General features: G+C 57.1%; 20 protein-coding genes. 11 read left to right on the plus strand and 9 right to left on the minus strand.

All coding sequences use genetic code 11. The annotated features are described in order from the left end of the window. The first annotated feature begins 21 nt into the window (after positions 1 to 21). The 7 genes from KSY55_RS08715 (at position 22) to KSY55_RS08745 (ending at position 6,992) form a co-directional block, all read left to right on the plus strand. Positions 22 to 1,650, plus strand: coding sequence for a SpaH/EbpB family LPXTG-anchored major pilin (locus KSY55_RS08715; protein WP_065440061.1), 1,629 nt, complete (start codon positions 22 to 24; stop codon positions 1,648 to 1,650). Positions 1,651 to 1,741: 91 nt separating this feature from the next. Further along, a complete protein-coding gene (locus KSY55_RS08720; protein ID WP_217749710.1) occupies positions 1,742 to 2,728 on the plus strand; it encodes a class C sortase in 987 nt (328 codons plus the stop codon). Beyond that, positions 2,712 to 3,500 carry a cell surface protein gene (locus KSY55_RS08725; RefSeq protein ID WP_217749711.1) on the plus strand — a complete coding sequence of 263 codons (789 nt, stop codon included), beginning with the start codon at positions 2,712 to 2,714 and terminating at the stop codon, positions 3,498 to 3,500. The genes KSY55_RS08720 and KSY55_RS08725 overlap by 17 nt, the downstream gene beginning before the upstream one ends. Before the next feature lie 11 nt (positions 3,501 to 3,511). Further along, entirely contained in the window at positions 3,512 to 3,844 is a 333-nt protein-coding gene (locus KSY55_RS08730) for an HTH domain-containing protein (RefSeq protein WP_226557207.1), read from the plus strand. 171 nt (positions 3,845 to 4,015) lie between these two features. Beyond that, positions 4,016 to 4,357 carry a DUF4143 domain-containing protein gene (locus KSY55_RS08735; RefSeq protein ID WP_065447125.1) on the plus strand — a complete coding sequence of 114 codons (342 nt, stop codon included), beginning with the start codon at positions 4,016 to 4,018 and terminating at the stop codon, positions 4,355 to 4,357. Positions 4,358 to 4,434: 77 nt separating this feature from the next. Next, positions 4,435 to 5,793, plus strand: coding sequence for a chloride channel protein (locus tag KSY55_RS08740; protein WP_217749712.1), 1,359 nt, complete (start codon positions 4,435 to 4,437; stop codon positions 5,791 to 5,793). Between the two features lie 77 nt (positions 5,794 to 5,870). Next, positions 5,871 to 6,992: an FIVAR domain-containing protein gene (locus tag KSY55_RS08745; RefSeq protein WP_217749713.1), complete on the plus strand. Its 1,122-nt coding sequence runs from the start codon at positions 5,871 to 5,873 to the stop codon at positions 6,990 to 6,992. A 29-nt stretch (positions 6,993 to 7,021) separates the two neighbouring features. Here KSY55_RS08745 and KSY55_RS08750 read toward each other — a convergent pair whose 3' ends face one another. Both KSY55_RS08750 and KSY55_RS08755 read right to left on the minus strand, forming a co-directional pair. After that, positions 7,022 to 8,365, minus strand: a complete 1,344-nt coding sequence (locus tag KSY55_RS08750) for a sensor histidine kinase (RefSeq protein ID WP_217749716.1) — start codon at positions 8,363 to 8,365, stop codon at positions 7,022 to 7,024. 104 nt (positions 8,366 to 8,469) lie between these two features. Next, positions 8,470 to 9,222, minus strand: a complete 753-nt coding sequence (locus tag KSY55_RS08755; RefSeq protein ID WP_217749714.1) for a LytTR family DNA-binding domain-containing protein — start codon at positions 9,220 to 9,222, stop codon at positions 8,470 to 8,472. A 283-nt stretch (positions 9,223 to 9,505) separates the two neighbouring features. On the opposite strand from KSY55_RS08755, the gene KSY55_RS08760 reads away from it, so the two are divergent. Beyond that, on the plus strand, positions 9,506 to 10,633 hold the full coding sequence (locus KSY55_RS08760; RefSeq protein WP_004220968.1) for an ABC transporter ATP-binding protein: 1,128 nt from the start codon (positions 9,506 to 9,508) through the stop codon (positions 10,631 to 10,633). A gap of 363 nt (positions 10,634 to 10,996) precedes the next feature. Continuing rightward, positions 10,997 to 12,406, plus strand: a complete 1,410-nt coding sequence (locus tag KSY55_RS08765) for a DUF4032 domain-containing protein (protein WP_004220967.1) — start codon at positions 10,997 to 10,999, stop codon at positions 12,404 to 12,406. Positions 12,407 to 12,792: 386 nt separating this feature from the next. Here the strand turns inward: KSY55_RS08765 and rlmB are convergent, their stop codons facing one another. Then, complete coding sequence (rlmB, locus tag KSY55_RS08770) at positions 12,793 to 13,794, minus strand: 23S rRNA (guanosine(2251)-2'-O)-methyltransferase RlmB (protein WP_004220965.1); 1,002 nt, start codon at positions 13,792 to 13,794, stop codon at positions 12,793 to 12,795. 79 nt (positions 13,795 to 13,873) lie between these two features. On the opposite strand from rlmB, the gene KSY55_RS08775 reads away from it, so the two are divergent. Beyond that, a complete protein-coding gene (locus KSY55_RS08775) occupies positions 13,874 to 15,184 on the plus strand; it encodes an MFS transporter (protein WP_065440894.1) in 1,311 nt (436 codons plus the stop codon). 134 nt (positions 15,185 to 15,318) lie between these two features. Here the strand turns inward: KSY55_RS08775 and KSY55_RS09230 are convergent, their stop codons facing one another. The 5 genes from KSY55_RS09230 to KSY55_RS08795 all read right to left on the minus strand — a co-directional run bounded on the left by KSY55_RS09230 (position 15,319) and on the right by KSY55_RS08795 (position 20,857). Then, positions 15,319 to 15,441: a hypothetical protein gene (locus tag KSY55_RS09230; RefSeq protein ID WP_004220960.1), complete on the minus strand. Its 123-nt coding sequence runs from the start codon at positions 15,439 to 15,441 to the stop codon at positions 15,319 to 15,321. A gap of 232 nt (positions 15,442 to 15,673) precedes the next feature. Beyond that, positions 15,674 to 16,003: a type II toxin-antitoxin system RelE/ParE family toxin gene (locus KSY55_RS08780; protein ID WP_004220956.1), complete on the minus strand. Its 330-nt coding sequence runs from the start codon at positions 16,001 to 16,003 to the stop codon at positions 15,674 to 15,676. After that, positions 16,000 to 16,317, minus strand: coding sequence for a type II toxin-antitoxin system Phd/YefM family antitoxin (locus tag KSY55_RS08785; RefSeq protein ID WP_055063854.1), 318 nt, complete (start codon positions 16,315 to 16,317; stop codon positions 16,000 to 16,002). Before KSY55_RS08785 ends, KSY55_RS08780 begins: the two co-directional genes overlap by 4 nt. A gap of 187 nt (positions 16,318 to 16,504) precedes the next feature. After that, positions 16,505 to 17,413, minus strand: coding sequence for an HdeD family acid-resistance protein (locus KSY55_RS08790; protein ID WP_117650235.1), 909 nt, complete (start codon positions 17,411 to 17,413; stop codon positions 16,505 to 16,507). Positions 17,414 to 17,737: 324 nt separating this feature from the next. Continuing rightward, on the minus strand, positions 17,738 to 20,857 hold the full coding sequence (locus KSY55_RS08795; protein ID WP_254881899.1) for a glycoside hydrolase family 2 TIM barrel-domain containing protein: 3,120 nt from the start codon (positions 20,855 to 20,857) through the stop codon (positions 17,738 to 17,740). A gap of 406 nt (positions 20,858 to 21,263) precedes the next feature. On the opposite strand from KSY55_RS08795, the gene KSY55_RS08800 reads away from it, so the two are divergent. Then, on the plus strand, positions 21,264 to 24,260 hold the full coding sequence (locus tag KSY55_RS08800; RefSeq protein WP_022245465.1) for a cation-translocating P-type ATPase: 2,997 nt from the start codon (positions 21,264 to 21,266) through the stop codon (positions 24,258 to 24,260). 178 nt (positions 24,261 to 24,438) lie between these two features. On the opposite strand, the gene KSY55_RS08805 is transcribed toward KSY55_RS08800, so the two are convergent. Continuing rightward, positions 24,439 to 24,900, minus strand: coding sequence for a helix-turn-helix transcriptional regulator (locus KSY55_RS08805; protein WP_004220947.1), 462 nt, complete (start codon positions 24,898 to 24,900; stop codon positions 24,439 to 24,441). Positions 24,901 to 25,361: the final 461 nt, after the last annotated feature.

Here is a 25,361-nt window from a genome sequence, read left to right on the forward strand (position 1 = left end):
AGTACAGAGAAAGGAACAGTGATGAAGTCACTAGTCAGGAAAGTAGCGGCGGGCGTCCTCGCAGCCGCCACGATGCTCGGCGTCGCCGGCCTCGGCGCCACCACCGCCAACGCTCAGGAAGCCAACGGCAGCATCAAGGTGAGCAGCACCAACGCCGAGTTCGCCGGCAAGGAAATCAAGGCCTACCAGATGTTCTCCTACGATCTGGATGCCGTCAACGCCGGAACCGCCGACAACGGCGGCTTCACGCTGAACTCCGAGTGGAACCAGTTCTTCATCTCGAACAAGACTGAGTTCAACCTTGGCGATGACACCACCGTCGACAACGTCGCCCAAAGGGCCTATGACTACGTCTCCGGCCTCAAGGACGGGAAGACCCAGGTCGTCCCGTTCGCCAAGAAGGCCTCCGATTGGGCGAAGACCCAGACCGGCCTGACCATTAAGACCGAGAGCGCGGCCAAGATTGCCGTGGACGGTAAGTACACGGCGACGTTCACCGATCTGGCCTACGGTTCCTACCTCGTCAGCCCGAAGGCCGGTTCCACCGATACCAGTGACAAGCGTGGCACCGATGCCATCCTGCTCAATGTGCTGAACAGCACCGCCGTCGAGCAGGACCTCAAGAGCACCTACCCGACCATCCAGAAGACCGTCAAGAACGGCACCGACGACAAGAAGCACAACAGCGTCGAGATCGGCGACACCGTGGACTTCAAGCTCGCCTCCACCGTGCCGGACATGACCGAGTACACCAACGGCTACACTTTCAAGTTCACCGATACCCTGTCCAAGGGCCTTACTCTGAACGGCACCGCCGAGGGCGGCACGTTCGCTCCGACCGTCAAGATCGGCGATACCACGCTGACCAAGGACCTCGACTACACCGCTACGTACACCACGGACTCCGATACTGGTAAGACCGCTCTTGAAGTCAACATGATGAACTTCAAGAATCTGCACCAGAATGACGCCGGCAAGGCCATCACCGTCGAGTACTCCGCCACCCTGAACAAGGACGCCGAGGTCGGTTCCACCGGCAACCAGAACGACGCGAAGATCGAGTACAGCAACGACCCGGCCTCTAACGGCACCGGCACCACCAAGGAAGACAAGACCTACACCTACACCTTCAACTTCGACATCGAGAAGGTCAACGCGGTCGACCACAACGATAAGCTGAAGGGCGCCCAGTTCGAACTGCAGCGCGAGAACGGCACCAAGATCAATCTTGTGAAGGTCTCCGATGGTGTGTTCCGCCCGGCCAAGGGAACGGAAACCGTCGCCGATGACAAGACTGTGGTCACCGACAATAACGGCAAGCTGCAGTTCACCGGTCTCAAGGAAGGCACCTACAAGGTGAAGGAGATCAAGGCTCCGACAGGCTATAACCTGCTGAAGGATCCGATCACGGTCACCATCTCCGCCACGTACGACGAGAACACCGGCATCCTGGAGTCCTGGAAGGTAAACAACGCCAACGCGCAGGGCACCACCGTCCCGGTCATCACCGTCGAGAACAACAAGGGCGTCACCCTCCCCGAGACCGGCGGCATGGGCACCGTGCTGTTCACCGTGTTCGGCGTGGCCATCGTGGCCCTCGGCGCGACCTGGTACGTCAAGTCCAACCGCAAGTCCCGTCACGCGGCCTGAGACCGCCACTGACCCCCGGTTCCCCTGACCCGCGTCAAGGGGACCGGGGCGCCGGCCTTCCCTGACCGGGGAAGCCCCACCAAGGAGATCCATGGTTAAGAAGCTGCGCGGCCTCGCGCCGTTGCTGGTCATCGTGATCGGACTGCTCGTCCTGTTCTACCCGACGATCAGCAACTTTCTCGTCATGAAGAACGCCTCGCGCGTCGTCAGCAACTACGACGCGGCCGTCGAGGCACTCTCCGACGAGGAATACCGCAGCATGATCGACGCCGCGCACGCCTACAACACCAGACTCGCCGAGGAAAGCTCCGGCACCACCAGCGCCCTCACCGGAGCGGTGAACACCGAAGCCACCGACGCCGAGTACATGAAGCTCCTCAACCTCGCCGGCGACGGCATGATGGGATACATCACTGTGCCTAAGCTCAAGGAGACCCTGCCTATTTATCACGGCACTTCCGAGAAAGTACTGCAATCCGGCATCGGTCACTTGGAACAGACCTCACTACCAGTTGGTGGCGCGTCCACTCATGCGGCGCTGTCTGGCCACCGAGGGTTGCCCACGGCAAAACTGTTCACGGACTTGAACCTTATGAAAAAAGGCGACAAGTTCTATATCACAATACTTAAAGACACGTATGCGTATCAGGTCGATAAGATCACTACCGTTCTGCCGACTGATGCCAAACAACTGGCGATTGAGCCCGGCAAGGATTTGGTCACGCTCATTACCTGCACACCGTATGCGGTCAACACGCATCGGCTGCTGGTGCGCGGTCATCGTATTCCATACACACCACAGCAGCAGAATGACGCCAAATCCACATTCCACGTGGACATTCCGCTGCAGTACTTGTTGCCGTCTCTTGCACTGATTGCCTTGCTCATCGCATGGCATTTATGGCAACGGCATGAGCGGCGACGCCGGCAGAGTGGGAGCGCCAAGGTCGCGTCTGATGATTCTAGCTCCGCAGCCATCGAGCCGGACGGTGACTTGCCTCCTCAGCCAGCCAATACAAATAACCAATCACATTCATCACGGCGGAAAGGACCGGGCAGACATGTTAGACCTGCATAGCGGAAACGAATATGGTGCGGTGCGCATTGCTGCCATGATTGCCGCCGCCGTTACTATCGTCCTCACTGTTCTTGCAGCCTTCGGCTCTATGGTGCCGTATGCGCAAGCTGATTCTTTCGGCGCTCTCACCATCAATGCCGTATGGGGCCGAGACACGGCTTCGCCCAAATCGCTTGCCGGCGATACCTATTCCATCGTGCGCGTCGCCACCGTCACAACGAACAATGATGGTAGCGTCTCCTCATATAAAACCGTCGGCGATTTTTCCGGCCTCGCTGCCGATTGGGAACGCCTGACATCAAGTGAATATCACGATGCTGCCAAGAAGCTCGCTACGCACGCGGCGAAAAACAAGCTGTACCAGCATGCCGGCACCACTAACGTAGCTGGTCAGCTCACTTTCCAGAATCTGCCGCTCGGCCTATATCTGGTCTCCCGCACAAGCTCGGCGAAAGTCAACAAAGCATACGACTGTGATCCGTTCCTCATCTCGATTCCTGGCAGTGGAGACACATCCGCTGATCTCAACATCACAGTAGAGCCGAAATTTAGCACTGGAACTCCTATTGTCCCGCCCGAAAATAACCCGAGCGAGGAGCCGGGCAATCCTGGCCTTATCGGTCGTACGGGTGCCGCCGTAGGCAGCATTGCCGCGGCAGCGGGGCTCATGTTACTTGTTGCGTTCATTTTGTTCAGATTGCGCATGAGGCGTCGCATACGGGACGTCAATTCGGCCGGCAAATCCCATACAGATGATTGCACGATGAAGTGAAAAAAGTAAGCATGAGCGACGAACGATTCTCTCCGGAACAAGCACAGTATCTGGCTTCGCTGCCTGCGGTCATAAGTATTACTGGTTCACGTATCCGATATGCAGAGTGGTTCAAGCGTGAATGCGTTTCGAGTGCTGAAAATGGTGAATCTCCCACTGTGCTGTTCCGCGAAGCGGGGCTCGGTCCTGAGTTGATAGGCGAAAAGCGTATTGAACGGTGCATGCATCGTTGGAGGAAGACAATACGAATAGAAGATCCAGGCACGGTAGACAGAGTGAATCTCCCCGATTCTGAGGTTACTTCCAGTCGCGCGAATGAAGGTAACCCTGAAACCGGTAAATGATATGCGTGATTTGATTATCCGTCGACAGGCGCTTTATATCAGACGTTTGGAATTAAAAGTCGATGACCTAAAGATGCAGCTCTCGCAGCAATCCCTATCAAATGATGTGCAATGAGTTGTGCTGGATAAGCTGAGAGCGTCATCACTATTGTCTCTGATTCAGTATGAGATTTGTTTGAAACATTGGTGATTCGTGATTTGCGCGTGTATCTCGAATCGATGGGTGGCACGAATCGAATCGCATATTATCGGGATGAAAAAGGCCTTGAAGTTGATGTGATTCTTGAATTGGTGGATGGTCGCTGGGCTGCGGTGGAGATTAAGCTGAGCGACTTGAAAGTCATGGAGAAGAATGTGGACAAACTACATGCTTTCAAAGAAAAAGTGTGCGGAAATCCTCTATCTCAAGTTCGTGAGCCTGAATTCATGGCATTTATTGTCGGGCGTGGTGATATTGCATACCGGCGTGATGACGGCATTCTGGTGCTGCCGATCGCCACGCTCGGGGCGTAACAAATGAACGTTGCGGCAGGTGGGACAATTGGGGGAATGAATTGAACGAAGGAGACGGTGTGCAAGGAGTGCGGCAGATGCGGGAATCGCAGGAATCGCAAAAAACACGAGAATCGCAGGAGTCGCAGAATCCTCAAGGAACGCAGCCAAAGATTGGCAGAATTCCGGCGCTGATTGCGGCGGTGGCGATTGTGGGTGTGGCCATTGGCGCGGCCGCTGGCCTGCTGACGCTTATGCTGTACGGCGTCGAGCATCTTACGCTCGGTTATGTTGAAAATTCGCAGGAATCCGGCCCGTTCAACGTTCCTGTGATTCGTCGACTGATTTCCGTGACCGTTGGCGCGACCGTCGCGGCCGTGATTTGGTGGCTGTTGCGTACGCGCAGCACGAAGGTGCCGTCCGTTAAAAAGGCGGTAAATGGCGATATTATGCCGATTTGGCAGACCGTCGTGCATGTGCTGCTGCAGATTTTCATCGTCGGCACGGGCATGTCGATCGGTCGAGAAGTGGCGCCGCGCGAGTTGGGCGCGATGTTCGGTCAACGGTTCGCGCGTTGGGTGCATCTTGACGCAAAAGACACTCGCATGCTGGTGGCGACCACGGCTGCGGCCGGCCTTGCGGGCGTGTATAACGCGCCGCTTGCGGGCACGTTTTTCGCGGTCGAGATTCTGCTCGCCGACATAACCCTCGAAACGGTGACGCTCGCATTCGCCTGTTCCGCGCTGGCTTCGTGGGTGGCGTCGCTGGTCAAAGGCACGCACGCGTTCTACCTGATCGGCAAAGCGGACGGCCTGTTCACACCCGATTACATGGCGTTCGCACTGGTTGCGGGGCTGGTTCTCGGTGCGGCCGGCGCACTGTTCCGTCGCGGCTCGCAGTGGGCTGAGAAATCCAAGCCGTCGGGCGTTGGCATTCTGTGGATGCTGCCGCTCGCTGGCTTGCTGACCGGCGTGGTGGCGATTTGGGTGCCGCAGGTTATGGGCAATGGCCGTGCCACCGCGCAGTTGAGTTTCTCGTCCGACGTTGATTTGGCTGTGCTGCCGATTTTGTTGGTTTCATTCCTGGCGAAGGCGATTGTCACATTGCTGACGATCCGTTCCGGCGCTTCCGGCGGTGTGCTGCAGCCGGGTATTGCGCTCGGCGCTTCGGGGGGTGCTGTGCTGGGTGTTCTGTGGATGCAGGTGTTTCACACGAATTCGATTGGCATGTACGCTCTGCTGGGTGCGTGCGCATTGCTCGCAGCTTCCCAACAGGCTCCGCTTATGGCGATTTGCTTGGTGATGGAACTTGCGGATGCTCCGATCAATCTGTTTGTGCCCATTGGATTCGCGGTTGCGGTGAGTGCGTTCACCGCATCGCGTTTAGGGGAGCCGCTTGCCGCTTTGCGCCTATCGAAAAGTGCGGAAAAGAAGGTAATTAAGGCGAATGCGCGTTGAAGGGTGTGTTAGGCGGTAAGCTAGGGGGTCGGCGTATAGATGGTCGATGCTGAGCGCCCGATGATGAAGAAGGACGTATGACGAAAGACAACAATTTCAGGCTGGAATTTCCGACGGATACCGAGGTGATGGGGGCTGACATGTCCGAACCGCCGAAGCCTCCGACGGTCGCTTCGCAAGAAAGCGATGTGAACGGTGTAAGCGATTTCAGTGTTTTCGAGGATTACGGCGATTACAGCAATGAAATTCCGGTACCACCGAAGAATACCGGCAAAATCGTCGCTATCGTGATTGCGGCTATCGTCGTGATTGCTTTGATTGGCGGTATTGCATGTTGGATGCTTTCGAATAATTCCAAGAAATCAGCCATTACCAGCGCAGCCGCGCAATGCAAGGATTCCACAAGCCAGCTGCAAAGTGCCAATAACACGCTTTCCGACGCTTTGGAAATCGGAAAAACCGGCGCGAAGGTCACTGCCGATCAAGTCGCCGACGCCAGCACCGTCACTAAGCTCAATGCGGCCATATCTAACGCGAAGGAAGCGAAAATCCTGTCGTGCGACACGTCGCAGGGCATCAGCAAGCTGAAGAAATCCGCGAAAGCCATGGCATCCGAGGCACGGAGCATGAACGACAAGGCCGAAAAGATTACAAATGCGGCCGAAGCCGTCGACGCTTCCAAAGTGCTGGCCACGCAGAATCGTCTGAAGGGCCAGCTCAATGACGCGATCGAGCAGGCGCAGTCCGTGCTCGACAATTCCGACGGTATGGTGGCCGATGACAGCGTGCGCGTGGCATTGCAGCAGGCGATTGACTCGGCCAGAAACCTTGCCAATGGCACCAATCTCAAGGAAAACGACGTGACGGCCGCCGTTGACGCGCTGAATGCCGCCAAAGACGCCGTTCAGCAGGCGATGGACCAATACCAGGAGGCGTCGTCGACTCCCAACACCGTGACGAACAACACCAATATCGGCACTAACGGGGGCTCTAACGGTGGTGCTGCGAATAGTCCGGACAATACGGCTGGAGGTGCTGCGGCGGGCGGTGCGGCTGGCGGTGCTGCGGCGGGCGGTGCGGCGGGCGGCGCGGCTGGAGGTGCGGCGAATGCCGGCGATGCTGGTGGCGACGCATCGGCAGGCGGTGATGCCGGTGATGCGTCTGACGGCGATGCCGCTGCGCAGAATCTTGAAAACTAGCGGAGCCGCCTTAAGCCTTATGGCCAGTCCTACATGGCCATAAGGCCGGTTTTCCGCGGAATAAGCGCGGTCAGCACAAACCAGTGGTCTTCGGTGCGAATCGTCACTTCGCCGCCATACTGCTGCGCGATATGACGAATCGACTTCACGCCGAAACCATGCCGATGCTGATCGTCGCGCTTGGTGGTGCGCAGATTGCCTTCCGCATCCTTCTTCAATCGGGAATCGTAATAATTCTCAACCCGGATAACAATAAAGCGATTCTGCTCGTATAACGCAAGTTTGATCAGACGCTGCTCACGTTTCGGCAATTTCGACGTCGCTTCGATCGCATTGTCAAGCGCGTTGCCGAACAATGATGCGATATCCATCGACGACATGCCGCTTAGCAGCGAGCCGTCCGCGACCGCCGTGAACGTAATGCCTCGATCGGCGCACGTGCGCTCTTTCGTGGTCAAAATAACGTCAAGCACGGGATTGCCGGTATGCTGCTGCGCGCTATAGCGCTGCACCGATTGCTCCAGCTGCTCGAAGCCGGCCGCGGCATGCTTCGGATCGACTTCGGCACGCAACGCCGCAAGCTGATGCTTCAGATCGTGCGCAAGACGGCCTAGCGATTCGATATTTTCCTTCGATTGCAGGTATTCCTGATGCTGGCTTTCCAGCTGCGCGTTGATCGACGCGAGTTCCGTATTCGCCTCAATACGGCGCGCCTGCTCCTGCTGCGCATATAGGATCGCGAAACCGCAGAAATCGACCAGCGTGCGAATGTAGAAGATTTCTTGGCCGACCGAACCGGAAAACGGCGTGTTCGTCGACACGAAACTCAAATTGCTCATGGCGAATGTGACGATCATGATGGCCATCGTCGCAATCGCGGCGGAAGCGGTCGGCAAGGTAGGTGTGGTCTGGCTGAAATTGCCGCGTTCAACCATCCAAGCTAGACCGAAGCACAATGCATACGTAACGACCAGCAGCGCGATCGCACGCCAATCGTAATCGGCGAATCCGTCGCGCACGCCAATGAACGTAACGATCTGCCAATGTAGTGACGCCACCAATTCGGCCAACACGAATGCGCGCGCCGTAATATACAGGCCCTCGCGTTTGCCGGTGCCCGCGCCGAGCAGAATCGTCGCATACATGCAGGCGAATGCGAGCAGCATACCGATGATCCAGAACCAGATCGGCATACTGCCGTCGAAATACTGCACCGCGACCAGCGATGCCAATCCGGCCGCACTGACGATGATCGACCGTCGGAGCGGCACGCGACGATACGACACCGCGATATACACCATGCACGCGGCCCATTCGCAGATCGCCGTATAAGAACGGGGGATGTCGGGCAGAGCGTTGGTGATTGGCGTCATCGGCGGCACCGAAAGCACGGTCACCAAAACGGAAGGTATGGAAGGGGAGCCTCCTGCCAGTCCTCCTGCCAATCCGGCCAGCGCATTCGGCAATATCACGCTGGTCACCTGCCACCTCCTATATAGTCGGTCAACGCGGCGAGGAACGCCTTCTTGCGTGGTCGGCTTACGCGCAACTGTTCGCCGTTCGACATCACGCAATCCTGGTCGGCGACGCCCGTCACATGCTTGAGATTCACCAGATAGCAGGAATTCGAGCGGAAGAAATGGTGGTCGGCGAGTTTCGTTTCCATGTCTTTGAGCGTGCCATTGATCGACAGTTTGCCTTCCAACGTGTGGATGACGATGGTATGCCGGATCGATTCGAGATACAGAATATCGGCAAGATTCAGCCGCATCTGCCCGTTGCTGGTTTCGATAAGCATGGAATCGTCGCCATTGCGCCTCACCATGTCGATCGACTTCTTGAGTTCCTGTGAAAACGCGAACCACGGCAGGGGCTTGAGCAGATACGACAATGCGCGCACCTCGTACCCGCTGATCGCATACTGCGGTGCGGCGGTGATGAACACGATCACGACCTTGTCGTCGCGCTCGCGAATGCGTCTCGCGGCGGCCATGCCGTCCATTTCGCTCATTTCGATGTCGAGCAGTAAAATATCGTAAACAGGGGTATATTTCTCTACGATTCTCGCGCCGTCGTCGAATACGGAAACGGTGAATTGTTCGTCATTTTCCTGCTGATATCGGTTGAGATAGTCAAGTACCAGCTGGCAGCTTGCGGGATCATCCTCGACCACGCCGATTCTAATATTGCGCACTGCAACCTCCCTGTTCTGTCTTTCGCTCCGCACCATTGTCTTGCATGATGGCGATAAAGGCGTGTATTTACTACGCCGTTAACCCCCTTTTGCCAGCGTAGGTAAACAGCGCGACTCGCGACACGCATTGACAGTTTTAGCGTTGTATGTATCATGGAACGTGGCTCAACGAAGAGAACCTTCGCCAAACCAAAGAAATAAATTAACGCTTTGAATTGTGGCTTTGTCGAAGTCGTAAGCCGCAAGGCGAGGCACCGAAAAGAAATCCCTTTACAACGGATCGTGAGGCACGTACCTGCCTCTGAAAGGATGACAAATCATGGCAGAAGTCGTATTCGACCATGTTACTCGTATCTACCCGGGCAACGATAAGCCGTCGGTGGATGATTTGAATATGGACATCAAGGACGGCGAGTTCCTGGTGCTGGTTGGCCCGTCTGGCTGCGGCAAGTCCACCACTCTGCGTATGCTCGCTGGCCTTGAAGAGGTCAACAAGGGCCGCATCCTCATCGGTGGCAAGGACGTCACCACGATGCAGCCGAAGGACCGCGACATCGCAATGGTGTTCCAGAACTACGCTCTGTACCCGCACATGACCGTGGCCGACAACATGGGCTTCGCTCTGAAGATCGCCGGCACCCCGAAGGAAGAGATCCGCAAGCGCGTCGAGAAGGCCGCTGAGATCCTCGACCTGACCGAGTACCTCGATCGTAAGCCGAAGGCTCTGTCCGGTGGTCAGCGTCAGCGCGTGGCCATGGGCCGTGCAATCGTCCGTGAGCCGAAGGTCTTCCTCATGGATGAGCCTCTGTCCAACCTTGATGCCAAGCTCCGCGTGCAGACCCGTACCCAGATCGCTGCTCTGCAGCGCCAGCTGGGTGTCACCACCCTGTACGTGACCCACGATCAGACCGAAGCTCTGACCATGGGTGACCGCATCGCCGTCATCAAGCTCGGTGTCCTGCAGCAGGTCGGCGCTCCGACCGAGCTGTACGATCGCCCGGCCAACGTCTTCGTCGCTGGCTTCATCGGCTCCCCGTCGATGAACATCAACACCCACCCGGTGGTCAACGGCAAGGCAAAGATCGGCGAAGACACCGTGGATCTGCCGGCCGAGGCCGTCAACAAGCTCACCGCTGAAGACAACAACCAGATCGTCGTCGGCTTCCGTCCGGAAGACGCTTCCCTGGCCGCCCCGGATGACGCCAACGCCTTCTCCCTCAAGGTCATGAACGTTGAGGATCTGGGCTCCGATGGCTACATCTACGGCAACATCATCACCGATGGCTCCGCTGCCGAGGCATCCACCATGATGTCCGATCAGAACAAGCTCACCACGATCCGCGTGAACCCGCGTGCTCTCCCGAAGGTCGGCGATACCGTCAAGATCAAGATCGACCCGTCCAAGATGCACCTGTTCGCTCCGTCGACCGAGCTGCGTCTGAACTGAGCTGATACCGAGTAACCAACCGTTGGCTGTTTCTTCAGGGGAATATCCTTTACGGAAATCGGCTGGCGGGTGGCTGAATAAAAACTTGGCGGAAGCGCGAACTTCCGTCAACCATTAAACGAGACGTGCTCTTCCTCTCTTATCGTCTCGTTGGAGAAGCCCCGCGTCGGTGCGGGGCTTCTTTTGTTTTCCGCAAGCACGATATCGGCTTGTAATGTCTGTTTGTAGCATCGATCGTAATATTCGATCGTAATATGAGATGGATAGTGAGATTCCAGTATTGAGATCATCGCATATCGGCAGGTGAAACGGATTCGTCCATACTTGCTTCTTCGGGTAGGTCAACAGGTAAATTGTTGATTCATGGAATCTCTTGAATTGCCACAGATGGATCCCCGTGTGCTGAAAGCAACTTCCGTGAAGGCCGAAGATCCGGCTGCCTCATCTCCGGAGCCGCATGCGCTGAAAATCACCGCCGCAAGCTCGAATCCAAAGATGTTCACCCTGCCGTGGGAAAAGCCGCTGGCTACTTGGCCGGAAGACCTGCTGGCCAATCTTCCGCGTGGTATTTCCAGGCATGTGGTGCGTTTCGTGCACGTAGGCGACGAAGTGTACGCCATGAAGGAAATCACGCGCAATGTGGCGGAACGAGAATACGAGCTGCTGCGTCGCCTGCAGAAGCTGGAACTGCCGACCGTGCAGCCGATCGCCGTGGTCACAGGCCGTCATAGCCGTGAAGGCGAGCCGCTGGAAGCGATCCTTGTCACCAAGCATTTGAAGTTCTCACTGCCGTATCGTGCGCTGTTCGCGCGTAATCTGCGCCCTGATACCGCGGAACGACTGATCGACGCGTTGGCCGTGCTGATGGTGCGTTTGCATTTGGCTGGCTTCTATTGGGGCGATGTGTCACTGTCGAACGTGTTGTTCCTGCGCGACGCCTACGCGTTCTCCGCATTTTTGGTTGATGCGGAAACCGGTGATCTGCAGATTAATCTGACGGAAGGCCAGCGCGAGTACGACGTTGATTTGGCCCGTACGAACATTATTGGCGAATTGATGGATCTTTCGTCCGGTTCGCTGCTGCCGAGCGGTGTTGACGAAATTGCGATCGGCAACCGTTTGGTGGATCGTTACCATTCGCTGTGGAGCGCGCTGACTGATACCGACAAGTTCGGTCCGGATGAGATGTGGAAGATCGAGAAGCGCGTCAACAAGCTCAATGAGCTTGGTTTTGATGTGGATGAGCTGGAGATGAAGACCGCCGAAGATGGCAAGCGTGTGCTGGTGCGTCCGCGTGTGGTCGATGCCGGCTATGCGAATCGTAAGCTGCTGCGATTGACTGGTCTTGATGTGCAGGAGAATCAGGCTCGTCGACTGTTGAACGATTTGGATGCCTACCGCGCTTCCACATGGCGTGAGGGTGAGGATCTTGAGATTGTCGCCACTGATTGGATGCGCGAAGTGTTCGAACCGACCGTGCGCATGATTCCGCGTGAATACCGTTCGCAGATCGAACCGGCTCAGTTCTTCCATGAAGTGCTTGACCACCGTTGGTTCCTGGCCGAGAAGGCGGGTCATGATGTGCCGATGGCCGAGGCGGTGCAAAGCTATGTGGAGAAGGTGCTTCCGCAGTACAAGCTCACCACGAAGGATGTGGACGCGTTGAACGCCGAAGCCGATTCCGGTGTGATCGACGACGAATACACCTACGACGATCCCGACGACGGCTACAACCCCGACGACGATCCCGACGCAGCTGTATGGGCACATTGATAGAAAAAGCTCCAGTGGAGCTTTTTCTATCAATGTGCCCTGAGACGAGGCGATAGCCGCGCCGAAGGCAGTATTGAGTCTGCGGCGTAGCCGCAGTCAAAAATTGCAGGGCCGAGCCGTTAAGCGGAGGACCACTAATAATCCTCCGCTTTTTGTTATCCCTTCACACCCCTCACTTTCAAAACTCAAAAAAATTTTGACTTTTGAAAGTGAGAGAACGTGTTGCGAGAGATCGTTGGCGGGGGAGTGGGTCTGCGGTAAGCGCAAAATCAATCCAAGTACAGATTTGCGCAACAAAATGAGCGGATAATCCGTATGGACTATCCGCTCATATGTATTTCGGACTTGCTGCCTTGTTGTGCTTACTTCCTGTTGCTTCGTGTTGATTACTTCGCGTCAGCGGCGGCACCGGCCTCGCGGCGGGCGCGTGCGACGGAATACAGCGTGATGCCCGCTGCGACGGAAGCGTTCAGCGATTCGACCATGTTCGACATTGGGATGCCGGCGATGGAATCGCATGTCTCGCGTACGAGACGGCTCAGGCCGTTGCCTTCGGAACCGAGCACCACAACCAGCGGATCGGTTTCGAAACCGGTTTCGCCAACGAGGGCGTCGCCGCCACCGTCGAGACCAACGCTGTAGTAGCCGCGTTCCTTCAGGCTTTCAATGGCTTTGGTGAGGTTCACCACGCGGGCGACCGGCATGTGCGCGGCTGCGCCTGCGGACACCTTCCATGCGGCTGCGGTGACCGAAGCGGAACGACGTTCCGGCAGGATCACGCCGTTGGCGCCGAATGCGGCTGCGGAACGGATGACCGCGCCCAGATTCTGCGGATCGGTGACGCCGTCAAGCGCGATGAACAGCGGACGTGCCGCAATGCGTGCGCTTGCGGAGTTGGCCGCTTCCATGGCACGAGACTTCTTGTCCGCGCGTTCCACCAGCTCGGCGAGCGAGGAATACTGGAACGGCTGCGCCTTCATCACCACGCCCTGATGGTTGGAGGAGCGTGCGATACGGTCCATTTCCAGTCGGTCGGCTTCCATGAGGTTCAGTCCGTGAATGCCGGCGAGACGAATGATTTCGCGCGTGCGATCGTCGTGCTCGATGCGTGCGGCCACATACAGCGTGCTCGCGGGCACGCCGCAGCGCAACGCTTCGAGAACGGCGTTGCGACCGATGACGAGATCGTCGGATTCTGAGCTGAACTTTGCCGCGCGACGGCGTGCCGCCAGTCGCGGATCAGCCATCTTACGACGATTGGTAGCCTGCTTTTCCTTGTAAGCCTTGTGATATACGCGATCTTCGGCCTTGGGGGTCGGTCCCTTGCCCCTCAGCGCGTTACGATGCTTTCCACCCGACCCCTTGGTCGGTCCTTTTTTCATTGCCATAGTTGTCCATTCTCCCAGCACCCCGGGAAAAGGCTACTGGCGTCGCGTCCGCTCGATATTGCTCGATATGATGGCAAGAATGGAGAAGAACAAAGAGATTTTCGGATTGCCCCTCATGTTCTGGGGCTTGTGGGTCACGCTGCTTATCCTGTGGATGGGCCGCTTCGTCACGTCATTCCTTTCCATGTATCTGGTGTCTGACATGCATGTCAGCGCGGGCGTGGCCGGCACCATCGTCTCCATGTACGGTTTCGGCGGCATCTTCGGCTGCCTCTATGGCGGCGCGCTGTCCGACCGCTTCGGCCGCCCGGCGATGATCGTCATCGGCAATCTCGGCTCCGCCGCGATGCTGGTCCTGCTGGCGTTCATCGGCAATCCGTGGATCATGGCGATCGCGCTGCTGGTCTACGGCGCCATCTCATCCATGCCGACGCCCGCGGTCGCGGCGTACGTGTCCGACGTGGTGCCGTTCCGCAAACAGAAGCGCGCGTATTCGCTGCAGACGTGGGCCGCGAATTTCGGCTTCGCGATCGGCCCGATCATCGCCAACCAGTTGGTGAAGATCTCCTATGCGCTGATGTTCTACGCGGAAGCCGCGGTGCTGGTGTTCGCCACGATCTTGATGATCGTGTTCTTCAAGGAAGTCGGGCTGGGCAAGCGCCCGCGGGGCGAGGTCGCGCCGGCGCGGGCGTCGCAATCCGCGGAATCAGCTGCGGGAAATGCCGTGGAACATGCTGTGAAACAAACCGGCGAATCGCAGCGGCCGCAGCGGTTCTCCGTATGGCGCAGCTATCGTCGCGCATGCGCCGACGGCGCGCTGATGTCGATGGTGGTGCTGATGTTCCTGTACACGCTGGCGTATTACCAGATCGTCAGCGGCCTGCCGATTTCCATGACGCAGATCGGCCTTGGCACGGATGAATATTCCAGTCTGCTGACCATCAACGGCGGTCTGCTGTGTCTGCTGCAGATTCCCGCGATCGGTCTGTTCCAGCGGATGAGCAACACCCGAGTGCTGGTGCTCGGCATGTCCATCACGGCGGTCGGATACGCGTTCCAGATCGGCGCGAATTCGTGGGTGGCGTTCGCAATCGCGACTGTGCTGTGGACGCTTGGCGAGCTGGGCACGTTCCCGATTGCCGCCACAACGGTGGCGAACATCGCGCCAAAGGATGTGCGCGGCACCTACCAAGGGTTATACAACCTGGTGTGGTCGCTGTCGAACGCGTTCTCGCCGTTGGTCGGAGGCTGGATTCTCAACGCGTTCGGCAGCCGTGTGCTGTGGATCTGCTGCACGGTGATGTTCGTCATCGTGGCAATCGGCTTCTACGTGACGCGCGGCCCACGCGAACGCGCCGCCGCCCGCAATCTCGCTGTTGAGGAGGGGTAGCCGGCGTACGTGAAAAGCGGGAGGCCGCGATTCCGTTTGGAACCGCGGCCTCCCGCTATGTGATTTAAGGATTGGAAAGAAGAGGGGCGAGGTGCTGTGGCGCCTGCGCCTTGCCTCCCGTCTAGGAAGCGGTCTTACTTGTTGAGGACCTTCTTGAAGAGGTCGGAGGAAGCCTTGGCGAGTGCGAACTGGCCGAAGCCCGGATCGATGGAAGCGAGGTTGGCGTTGATGACCTGGTTGAAAGTGTTGTTCTTCATGATGTTTCCTTTCGTTCGGCTTGGCGGCGCGTATCTGTTTTCTTGTCCATTCCTCTGGCCGCTGCCGTAAGTCTGTGTTTGTTGTCTATTTTCTTTTCTTCGTTCTTCTGTTGTGCCTTCATTCTAAGCCAAGCAAACCATCAATGTCATGCGACGATCGTCACTTCTTTTGTAAAATCATCGGCTAATCTTGAAGAAAAAGTAACGTTCGCCGAAAATTGGCGGACGCATCTTATAGTCCATATTCTTTGCGTCTCTTGTTGGCTTTGATGTAAGCGTCACTATCGGAACGAATGCCAACGACGATGATGGTCATGATTCCATTTCGCAGTAACGGTTTGTAAACAACGCGAATGCCGATATCCCTGAATTTGATTTTGCAAAGCCTGGAAAGTTTCGTTCGTTCGGCATTGCGTAACGGTTTGCCATACCCGCCTTGCGAGGTGGGCAGTGGGTTTGTGCGAACTTTCTCGATTCCCTTGAGTACTTGGATTTGCTCGGCTTTGCCGAGTTTGCGCATGTCTTTCTTGGCTTCGTCAAGCCATTCAACTTGCCAGTTCATGCGAGTTCCGGCTCAGGTGCCTCGGCGAGGTCGCTTGGGGAAATGCCGAGATCGAGCATGACCTCTTCGTTGCTGATAGTTGTGCCAGTACTGTTGGCGAGTCTTTTTTCGGCAAGAAGCAAGTCTTCGTTGTCTTCGATTCGTTCCATGAGAGCGCGATAGTTTTCGATATTCATGAGAACGTAGGACGGCTTGTTTCGTTTGATCAGAATGACTGGATCGTGGTCGGCCCGCTGCAACAATGCGGAAGTACGACCATTGCTGAGCTCGCTGATTGGAGCAAGGTCATCGAGTATGTCAAGTGCGCTTGCCATGATAAACCTTTCTTAAAACCGAATTTCATACCCAATTATATACCAGTATTAATACCAAGATTCATGGTTGTGCGACTTTGAATCTTGGTATAAAAAGCGATTTCGCTATGGAAAGGGCACCGAGCTGTTGCTTGGTGCCCCTGGGAAAACAGAGATAATCAGACTTTACGGCCCGCGCCGCAAAAAATTACTTGCGCTTGGACTTGCCGAAGGTGAACGCACGTACGATCGCGACGATGCCGATCGCCACAAGCGCGCATCCGCCGAACAGGATCAGCCAGGTCGTGGAGCTGACGGGGGAGAACAGCACGATGAAGCCGGCGACGATCGACAGCAGTGCGTAGATTACGGCCCATGCGGAGCTTGGCATGCGCCACGATTCCACGAGCGCCATCACGCCTTCCAGCATCCAGCCGAGACCGACCACCATGGTGATGAGCACGGCGAGTGTGGCTCCGGAAAGCGCCGCGTTTTTCAGCATGACCACACCGCCGACAGACAGCATCAGGCCGATCAGAATGTCAAGCACGCGCCATCCTCCCGGAAGCCCGAGTTCCACGATTGCGGTCACAATGCGGACCACACCGGAAACCACGAAGTATGCGCCGAGCGCGATTGCGGCGACCTTCAGTGTGGCACCGGGCCAAATCAGCAGTGCCAGGCCGAGAATGACGGCGGCGATGCCGAGTACCGCATACGTGCCGCGGATCGCGTTCTTTGCCTTCTTCGGGAGCCATTCCTCCATGAGCTTGAACGGGCTGATCGGCTGCCAATTGTTGGTGCCGTTGTCAGCGTCGGATTGGCTGTTCTGCTGTCCGTATGGTTGGCCGTACGGCTGACCGGTGGTGTAGCTCGCGTAGAAGAAGCCGTTCTGGTTGGGATTCGGGTTGGCGTTGGGACCGTCGAAGTAGCATGGGGTCTGAGGCTCGCTTTGATACGGATTGCCCGAATTGTTGGGATTGCCGCCCTGCTGCTGGGATTGCGATTGCTGGTTTGGTGCGTATGCCCCGTATTCCGGCTGGCCTTGCGGCTGCTGTCCGTTGCTGCCATTTTGATTCGGATTGTTCGCATACGGGTTGTTCATTGCGTCGCTCATGATGGCCCCTTTCCTGAAAGAGCGTGCTTCGTGACGCTCGGACGCGCGCGAATTTGCCCGCCTGCGCTCGAACGTTTCGGAAGTTCTGCCCTCATTCTAGGCAATCCGTCTAATTTAAGCCATCAACAAAATCCCCCTCATCGTCCATTTTGATGGTCTGATCGCATGTTTTTTCCGAATTGTCGCACGATCTTGCGAAATCGTGAGACAGAACTGCGAATCGTGAGGCCGAAAGTCACCTTGCGGCACAACGAATGCCTCCCGATCCTTGAAATCAAGAATCGGGAGACATTTCGCACGTAGGAATCGACTGAATCCTTGAAACTAGAACAGGTCGAGGGCTACGTCGAGGTTGAGCGGCTGGTCGGCGGGCAGCTGATACTGCTCGTGCACCGGGCTCATCCAGGAATCGTCGCCGCCGACACCCATCTGAGCGGCGAGCACGCGCAGGAACATGTGCTTCGGCTCCGGCAGCTCGTCCTGATGCAGCGCCTCCTCAAGCATCGTGCTCGAATACGGCAGCAGGCTCATCGCAAACGGCTTCGTAACGCCGGTTTCAGTATTCGCAGTCTGGCTCACGCGCAAGCCATGACCAGAATCGTCCGTAATCTCAGCCCAACGCACGTCCTCATGGTTGCCGGTTTCCTGCGGCAGCAGATACGGCGCGCGATCGCGGAAGGCGTTCGTATCCCAAATGCCCAGCTTCGCATGCTTGCGGTCGGCATACGTTTCCTCCGGGCCGACGCCATAGAATCGCAGATTCGAATACTCGACCGGCAGCATCCATTCAATGCCGAACGCCGGAATCGTCGGCAGATCGCCGTCCTTTTCACCCGGATACGCAACATGCAGATCGACGTGGCCAAGCACGTCGGCAACGTAACGAATGGTGACCTTCGTGCGCTGCGCAATCGCAAGCTCATACGTGTAAGTGACGGAAACTGCGGTTTCGCCGAGCGGCTCAACCTTCGTATCAACGCAACGCGCATACTTTCCGGCAACCGCCCACTGCGCACGCTCGAACGCATGGCCCGCGCCGCGATCATTGTCGGTCAGCGCACGGAACGTGGTGATCAGCGGCTTGCGCAACACGAATTCGCGCTCGCCAAGCTTGTACGACACCATGCCACCCTGTGCAAGGGAGAACAGGGCTTCACGGCCCGCACTGCGTGCGCCGATATTCCAGCGGCCCAAGGTGATCGCTCCATCGGAAGTGGTGTTAACTGCATCGCCCGCAGAGACGTTCTTGCCACCCGCAACCACGCACTGGCCGAACGAAAGCTCATACCCAGCCGGAGCCCAATCGCAAGCGGAAGTCAACTGCTGGGACGCCTCCAAAACCAGCTCCTGCGCACTTGCACGGTAATCGTCAACTGGCCAATCGATCTCAACATGTTCACTTGCTCCTGCAGCAACATCGAAGCGGCGCGAAGAAGACCAAACCGTCTTGCCATCAGCCAAAATACGCAACACAAACGTGGAATCAGCCGTCGAAACAAACAGATTGTCGTTGGTGATCGTAATGCCGGAAGCATCGACGGTCATATGCACGTTCGCGTACAGCTGCTTGACGTCCTGCGCCTTCGGCGACGGCGTGCGGTCGGCGAATAGCAGGCCGTCGCCGGAGAATTCGTAGTCGCTCGGACGGTCGCCGAAATCACCGCCGTAGCACATGCGACCGTTGCTGTCGAGAATCGCCTGGTCGATGAAATCCCAAATAAATCCGCCCTGATACTGCGGATAGCGTTCCAAAGCCGTGTATTCGTCCATGTTGCCGACGGAATTGCCCATGGCGTGCATGTATTCGCAGGAAATATACGGTTTCTTCGGATCGGACTTGAGATATTCCTCGATTTCGTCGGCATGCGCGTACATGCGGCTTTCGATATCGGTCACGTCGTCGAACGCGCGATCATGCACGGAACCTTCGTAATGCACGGGGCGGTTCGGGCCGATCGCGTGCGCGTGGGCGTGCATCGCGCGGAACACTTCGCCGGCGAACGACTCGTTGCCAAGCGACCAGATGAGCACGCTCGGATGGTTGTAATCGCGGCGCATCATGCTGTTGATACGGTCCACGCACGCGTCCTCCCACTGCGGTTTGCTGCCCGGCACCGCAGTTTCGGGGGTTTCGATGTTGTTCGCAACCCAGCTGCCGTGCGTTTCAAGATTGGTTTCGTCGATCAGGTAGATGCCGTATTCGTCGCACAGGTCGTACCAGTATTCCTGGTTGGGATAGTGCGAGGTGCGGATGGCGTTGATGTTGTGCCTCTTGCAGAACGTGATGTCGTCGATCATGTCTTGCCTGGTGATGGCGCGGCCGCGCTTCGCGTCGAATTCGTGGCGGTCGGCGCCCTTGAAGACCACGCGCTTGCCGTTGAGCTTCATGATGCCGTCTTCGATACGGAATGTGCGGAAGCCGATACGCTGCACGATTTTTTCGACCAGCGGGCCGTCATGGCCGACGACAAGCACCGTCAGCTCATACAGGGTTGGCTCTTCGGCGCTCCATGGCGCAATGTTCTTCAGCGCGCCGGAATTGAGGGTGATGGTTTCGTTGGCGCATTGCGTGGATTCCCACACCACAGTGCCGTTTGCGTCACGCAGTTTCGCCTTGACGGTGGCCGCGTCGTTTGCATTGCGCAACTGCAGGGTTGCATTCAGCGTTCCGGCGGCCATGGAGGGATTGTAGTCGGCTTCGATCTGCACGGTTTCGACATGCACGCGAGGCTGTGCGGCGAGCTCCACGGAACGGAACAGGCCGTGCAAACGCCAGAAATCCTGATCTTCCAGCCAAGAGGCGCTCGCGTATTCGTAGCAGGCGACGGTGAGCACGTTGTCGCCGTCAACGTTCAACGCTTCGGTGATGTCGAATTCGTTCGGGGTGAAACCATCCTCGCCATAGCCGACGAACGTGCCGTTGACCCACACGTAGATCGCGGTGGCCATGCCGTGGAACGTGATGCTGACGGTGCCGCCATTTTCCAGCGTCGCGGCGAGCGGACGGTCAAGCGTGAAGGAACGGCGGTAGATCGCCACATGATTGTTTTCGGGAACGTTCGGTTCCTGCGGATCCTCATGGCCATCCCATGGATACTGCACATTCACATATTTGTTCTTCAAATAGCCGGCCATCTGCAGGTGTTCGGGCACGTTGATCGCGCCGAAACCGGCATCGTTGAAGTCAGCTGCGGCGAACGGCGCGTTTTCCACGTCGATGGATGCGGCCTGAGTAACGTTTACTTTCCATACACCGTCGAGATTCTGCTTCGGTTCGGTGGCTTCGCCCAGGAAATACCGATGATTGGAGTGCGCGGGCTTGCGATTCACCGCGAATACGGTCGGATCGGTGAGCCAGCTTGCGTTCGCCTGCCGCGCCTGCAGGATGCGCGATTCCGGAACCCCTTGCGTTTGCTGTGATTGCGCGGCTTCTTGAGCTGCCATGATAACTACCCCTATCCATTGCGACGTTGCCAATGTACGCTACGAATCATAGCGTAAGTAATTTTGTTTACTAACATCCGATAACATATCACACTTCCGCCAAAGATGGTAGCGACATTGCCGTCGGTGTTGCCGTGTAATCGAATGCGCGGTCGAAATAAGATTGCAGATTATGTTTCACGATTTTGTGAAATCTTGACAAAAGACGGTGCGTTGCGCTCTTGCAAAATGGTCACGGTGTGTAATAATGGCAGGAATGCACCGATGGCGCACGTCCGGTGTCCACAACCGCGCAGCATTGCCCAGTTCGGCGAGTGGTTGCGAAAATCGCAATTTTCCGCTATTTCGCACTATCGCAACGGCAGGGGAGTGCTGACTACTCCGCGGCGCTCCCAAGGAGATCATCATGGTTGATCGCAAGGAAGATCAATCCACCCAATTCCGCGATACCAGTTCGGGAAATTTCGAACAAGCAGCAAAAACCGCGACGCAAACGCAAGTCGATCCGTCGCTCGCCGATGCGCAAACCGTAGCGCAATCGCTTGGTGTCGATTTGAATACCGGCCTGAGTCAAGCGGAAGCCAAGCGTCGACTCGACAAGTACGGACCGAACGAACTCGCGTCCGCACCACCGGTGCCGAAATGGAAGAAATTCCTCGAACAATTCAAAGACCCCCTCGTCTACCTGCTGTTGGCCGCAACCGGCATTTCGCTCGTCGCATGGTTCATCGAACGCGCCAACGCCGTACCGGGTGCGGAAGGCGGCGAAGCATTGCCGTTCGACGCCATCGTCATCGTGCTGATCCTCATCGTCAACGCAGTACTCGGCTACATTCAGGAATCGAAGGCGGAAGCGGCCGTCGAAGCGCTCTCCAGCATGACCGCGCCGCAGACCAACGTGCTGCGTGACGGCAAAATCGAACGCATCAACACGGTTGACGTGGTGCCGGGCGACATCATCGTGCTCGGTGAAGGCGACTCCGTTTCCGCGGACGGACGCCTCTTCGCCGCCGCCAGCCTACGAATCGCGGAAGCCAGCCTCACCGGCGAAAGCGTGCCCGTCGGCAAAAAGACCGATACCCTCGCACAGGCGAAGGCCCTCGGCGACCGCGCCAACATGGTGTTCAACGGCACGTCCGTAACGCAAGGCACCGGCCGTGCCATCGTAACCAGCACCGGCATGGGCACGCAGGTCGGCAAAATCGCGGATCTGCTGCAAGCCACGGAAGATGACGAAACCCCGCTGCAAAAGGAAATGAACTACGTTTCCAAAATCCTCGGCAGCGCGGTATGCATCATCGCGGTCGTGGTGCTGGTCGCGCTCGCGCTTACCGAAGGCTTCCAAGACGTTCACGATGTGATCGATTCGCTACTGTTGGCCGTCTCGCTGGCGGTCGCGGCCGTGCCGGAAGGTTTGGCTGCAATTCTTACGGTGGTGCTCGCGCTCGGCGTGCAGCGCATGGCCATGCACAATGCGATCGTCAAGAAGCTGCATTCGGTGGAAACGCTCGGATCCGCGTCGGTGATCTGCTCCGACAAAACCGGCACGCTCACCCGCAATGAGATGACCGTGGAGCGCGTGGTCACTCCGAGCGGCGAAGTGCAGCTTACTGGCACCGGCTATGCGCCGGAAGGCCGCATGGTGGTCGATCCACAGACCATGGAACATGCGCAAATACGCGGGATCATCGAATCGGAAGCCGTTGCGACCCTTGCCGTGGGCGCGTTGGCGAACGACGGCGAACTGCGCGAATCTGCTGCTTCTGCCGGAAATGCGGAAAACGTAACGTGGGAGGCGGTCGGCGACCCGACCGAAGTCTCACTCATCGTCGCAGCACGAAAAGTGAAGGCGGATCGCAAGTACGCCAACTACGAGCGCGTTGGCGAAATCCCGTTTACTTCCGAACGTAAGCGCATGTCCATCGTGGCGCAAGACAACGCTGACGCCGGCCGCCTGACCGTCTTCTCCAAGGGTGCCCCCGATGTACTTCTTGGATATTGCAGCAGGATTGCGGTCGGCGGTGCCGTTCGCCCACTTACGGAAGGTGATCGTCAGCAGATTCTTGCGACTGTCGAACAGCTTTCCTCCGACGCATACCGCACGTTGGGTCAGGCTTATCGTCCGCTCGGTACCGCTTCTCTTGCGCAAGTGCCGGGAATCATGCTGAATTCCGCAGGTCATGTTGCCGATATTGCGGAACAAAGCGATGTGCTTGAGAACGATTTGATTTGGGTCGGCATGATCGGCATCATCGATCCGCCGCGCACGGAAGTGCGTGATTCGGTTGCCGAAGCGCATCGCGCCGGCATTCGTACGGTAATGATTACCGGCGATCACCCGCTGACCGCGGCGCGCATCGCCACCGATCTGGGCATTATCGACAAGGGCGGCACGGCCATGACCGGCAGCCAACTCGACGAACTGCCCGACGAAGCGGCATTCGACAAGGTGACCAGCGGAGTGTCCGTCTACGCGCGAGTCGCGCCGGAACACAAGTTGAAGATCGTTGAATCCTTGCAACGGCAAGGCAATATCGTGGCCATGACCGGTGACGGCGTGAACGACGCTCCCGCAGTCAAAACCGCCGATATTGGCGTCGCCATGGGCATTACCGGCACTGAAGTGACCAAGCAGAGCGCGAAAATGATCCTCGCCGACGACAACTTCAGCACCATCGTCGCAGCCGTGCGTGAAGGACGCGGCATTTTCGACAACATCCGCAAGTTCCTGCGCTACCTGCTGAGCTCTAATGTGGGCGAAGTGTTCACCGTGTTCGGCGGGGTGATGCTCGCCGGATTCCTCGGTATCACCCAGCCCGGCAGCCAAGGCGTGACCGTGCCGCTGCTTGCCACGCAGCTGCTGTGGATCAACCTGCTCACCGACGCGGCACCCGCGCTCGCCATGGGCGTCGACCCGTCCACCGACGATGTGATGGCGCGCAAGCCGCGCAAACTCACCGATCGCGTGATTGACGCCGAAATGTGGGGCGACATCATTTTCATCGGTGTGATTATGGCGGCCGTCACCCTGATCGGCATGGACATGCACTTGGACGGCGGTCTGTTCACCGACCGTTCCGTCGATGCGATCGGTCACGACGCACAAATGACGGAAGCACGCACCATGGGCTTCACGATTCTCGTGTTCGCGCAAATGCTGAACGCGCTTGCCTCGCGCTCGCACTTGCAGTCAGCGTTCGTCGGACTGTTCTCCAACAAGTGGCTATGGGGCGCGATCGCGCTGAGCATGGTATTGCAGCTGGCGGTGATTTACATTCCGTTCCTCAACACCGCTTTCGGTACGGTACCGCTCAGCGTCGGCGCATGGGTCGAATGCCTCGGCCTTGCCATGATCGTGCTCATCGCTTCCGAACTGCGCAAATGCGTCCTCCGCGCCAGATAACGTCCGAAAGTGCGCAAAATCTCGGACGTTATCCAGCTTTCTGGAAGGGAAAGGTTTGTGAAGTCAATGATTGATGGGCTTCTTTCTTGCCTAATCTTTTTGGTGAGATGGGAGGTGCGCGGGATGCATTCGTTTGTTGAAGTATGGCGTCCGATGAAATTTAAGTGTTTGTTTTAAATCAGATACAACATTTATTTTCATATCGGCTATACGCTTCTTTTAGGAAATCTGTCGGATCGCATCGAAGCGCTTCCGACAGACGCCTGGCTGTATCCAGCCGCATGCCTGAGGTCGAGCGATAGCCTGTCTCAAACCAAGAGATGTTCGGCTGGGGAATCCCTGTCATCTCTGACAACTCGTTTTGCGTATAGCCGCGAGTCCGACGAATGTCTCTTAGCCCGGATTCAGCGCAGTGGATTCCGCCTCTCCAACCTTCGTCGGGATGGAGCTCCAACACGTTGCAGTGCAATGCTTTGGCAATTTGGCGAGCGGTGTCCAAATGCATATTGCGTATGGTTTCCGGATTGTTTTCGAACATGACGAGACGATCATGATCCACGCCGGAGAGCTCGGCCAGCTGTTCTAGAGACATTCCTTCCTTGAGTCTCAGGTCCTGTAGCCTCATAGGCTGCGCCTCCATGCCGTTCCCTCCCTTCACGGTATCACTGCGGAATATTCGATCCGTCTTCTATTTTGAGTCAAAAGCCTGCTCATGAAAGGGACCATCCCGTCTTGGCAGGTCATTGTGCTCCGCTGCGCCCCACAGGATAACAGAATCCCCTCAACGTATCGTTCCGTCAATTCCTGATAAGGCGACTCATACGACGAACATGTTTTCCGGAAGGATGAGCTGGTTTCTGTGGAAAAGGAGAAAGACGATTCAGATGGACGGAATCGGGACACGCCGAGGGATGTGTTTATTTGCAACGGTTTTAGGGTATCTTTGGAAGGGTCGATTTGCGTGATTGCCGGGGTTCGTGTAAATTGACTCTTCGCTGCCGCTCGGCGAGTGGTTCCCCGGTTGGGGTGCCTCGAGGCGGGTGAGCGGTGGTGGTTTGAGAACTCAAGAGCGTATTTGTACTACTTCTTTATAGTCAATGA

Origin of the sequence: Bifidobacterium sp. MSK.13.1, from assembly GCF_019131435.1 — a bacterium.
GTDB lineage: Bacteria > Actinomycetota > Actinomycetes > Actinomycetales > Bifidobacteriaceae > Bifidobacterium > Bifidobacterium pseudocatenulatum.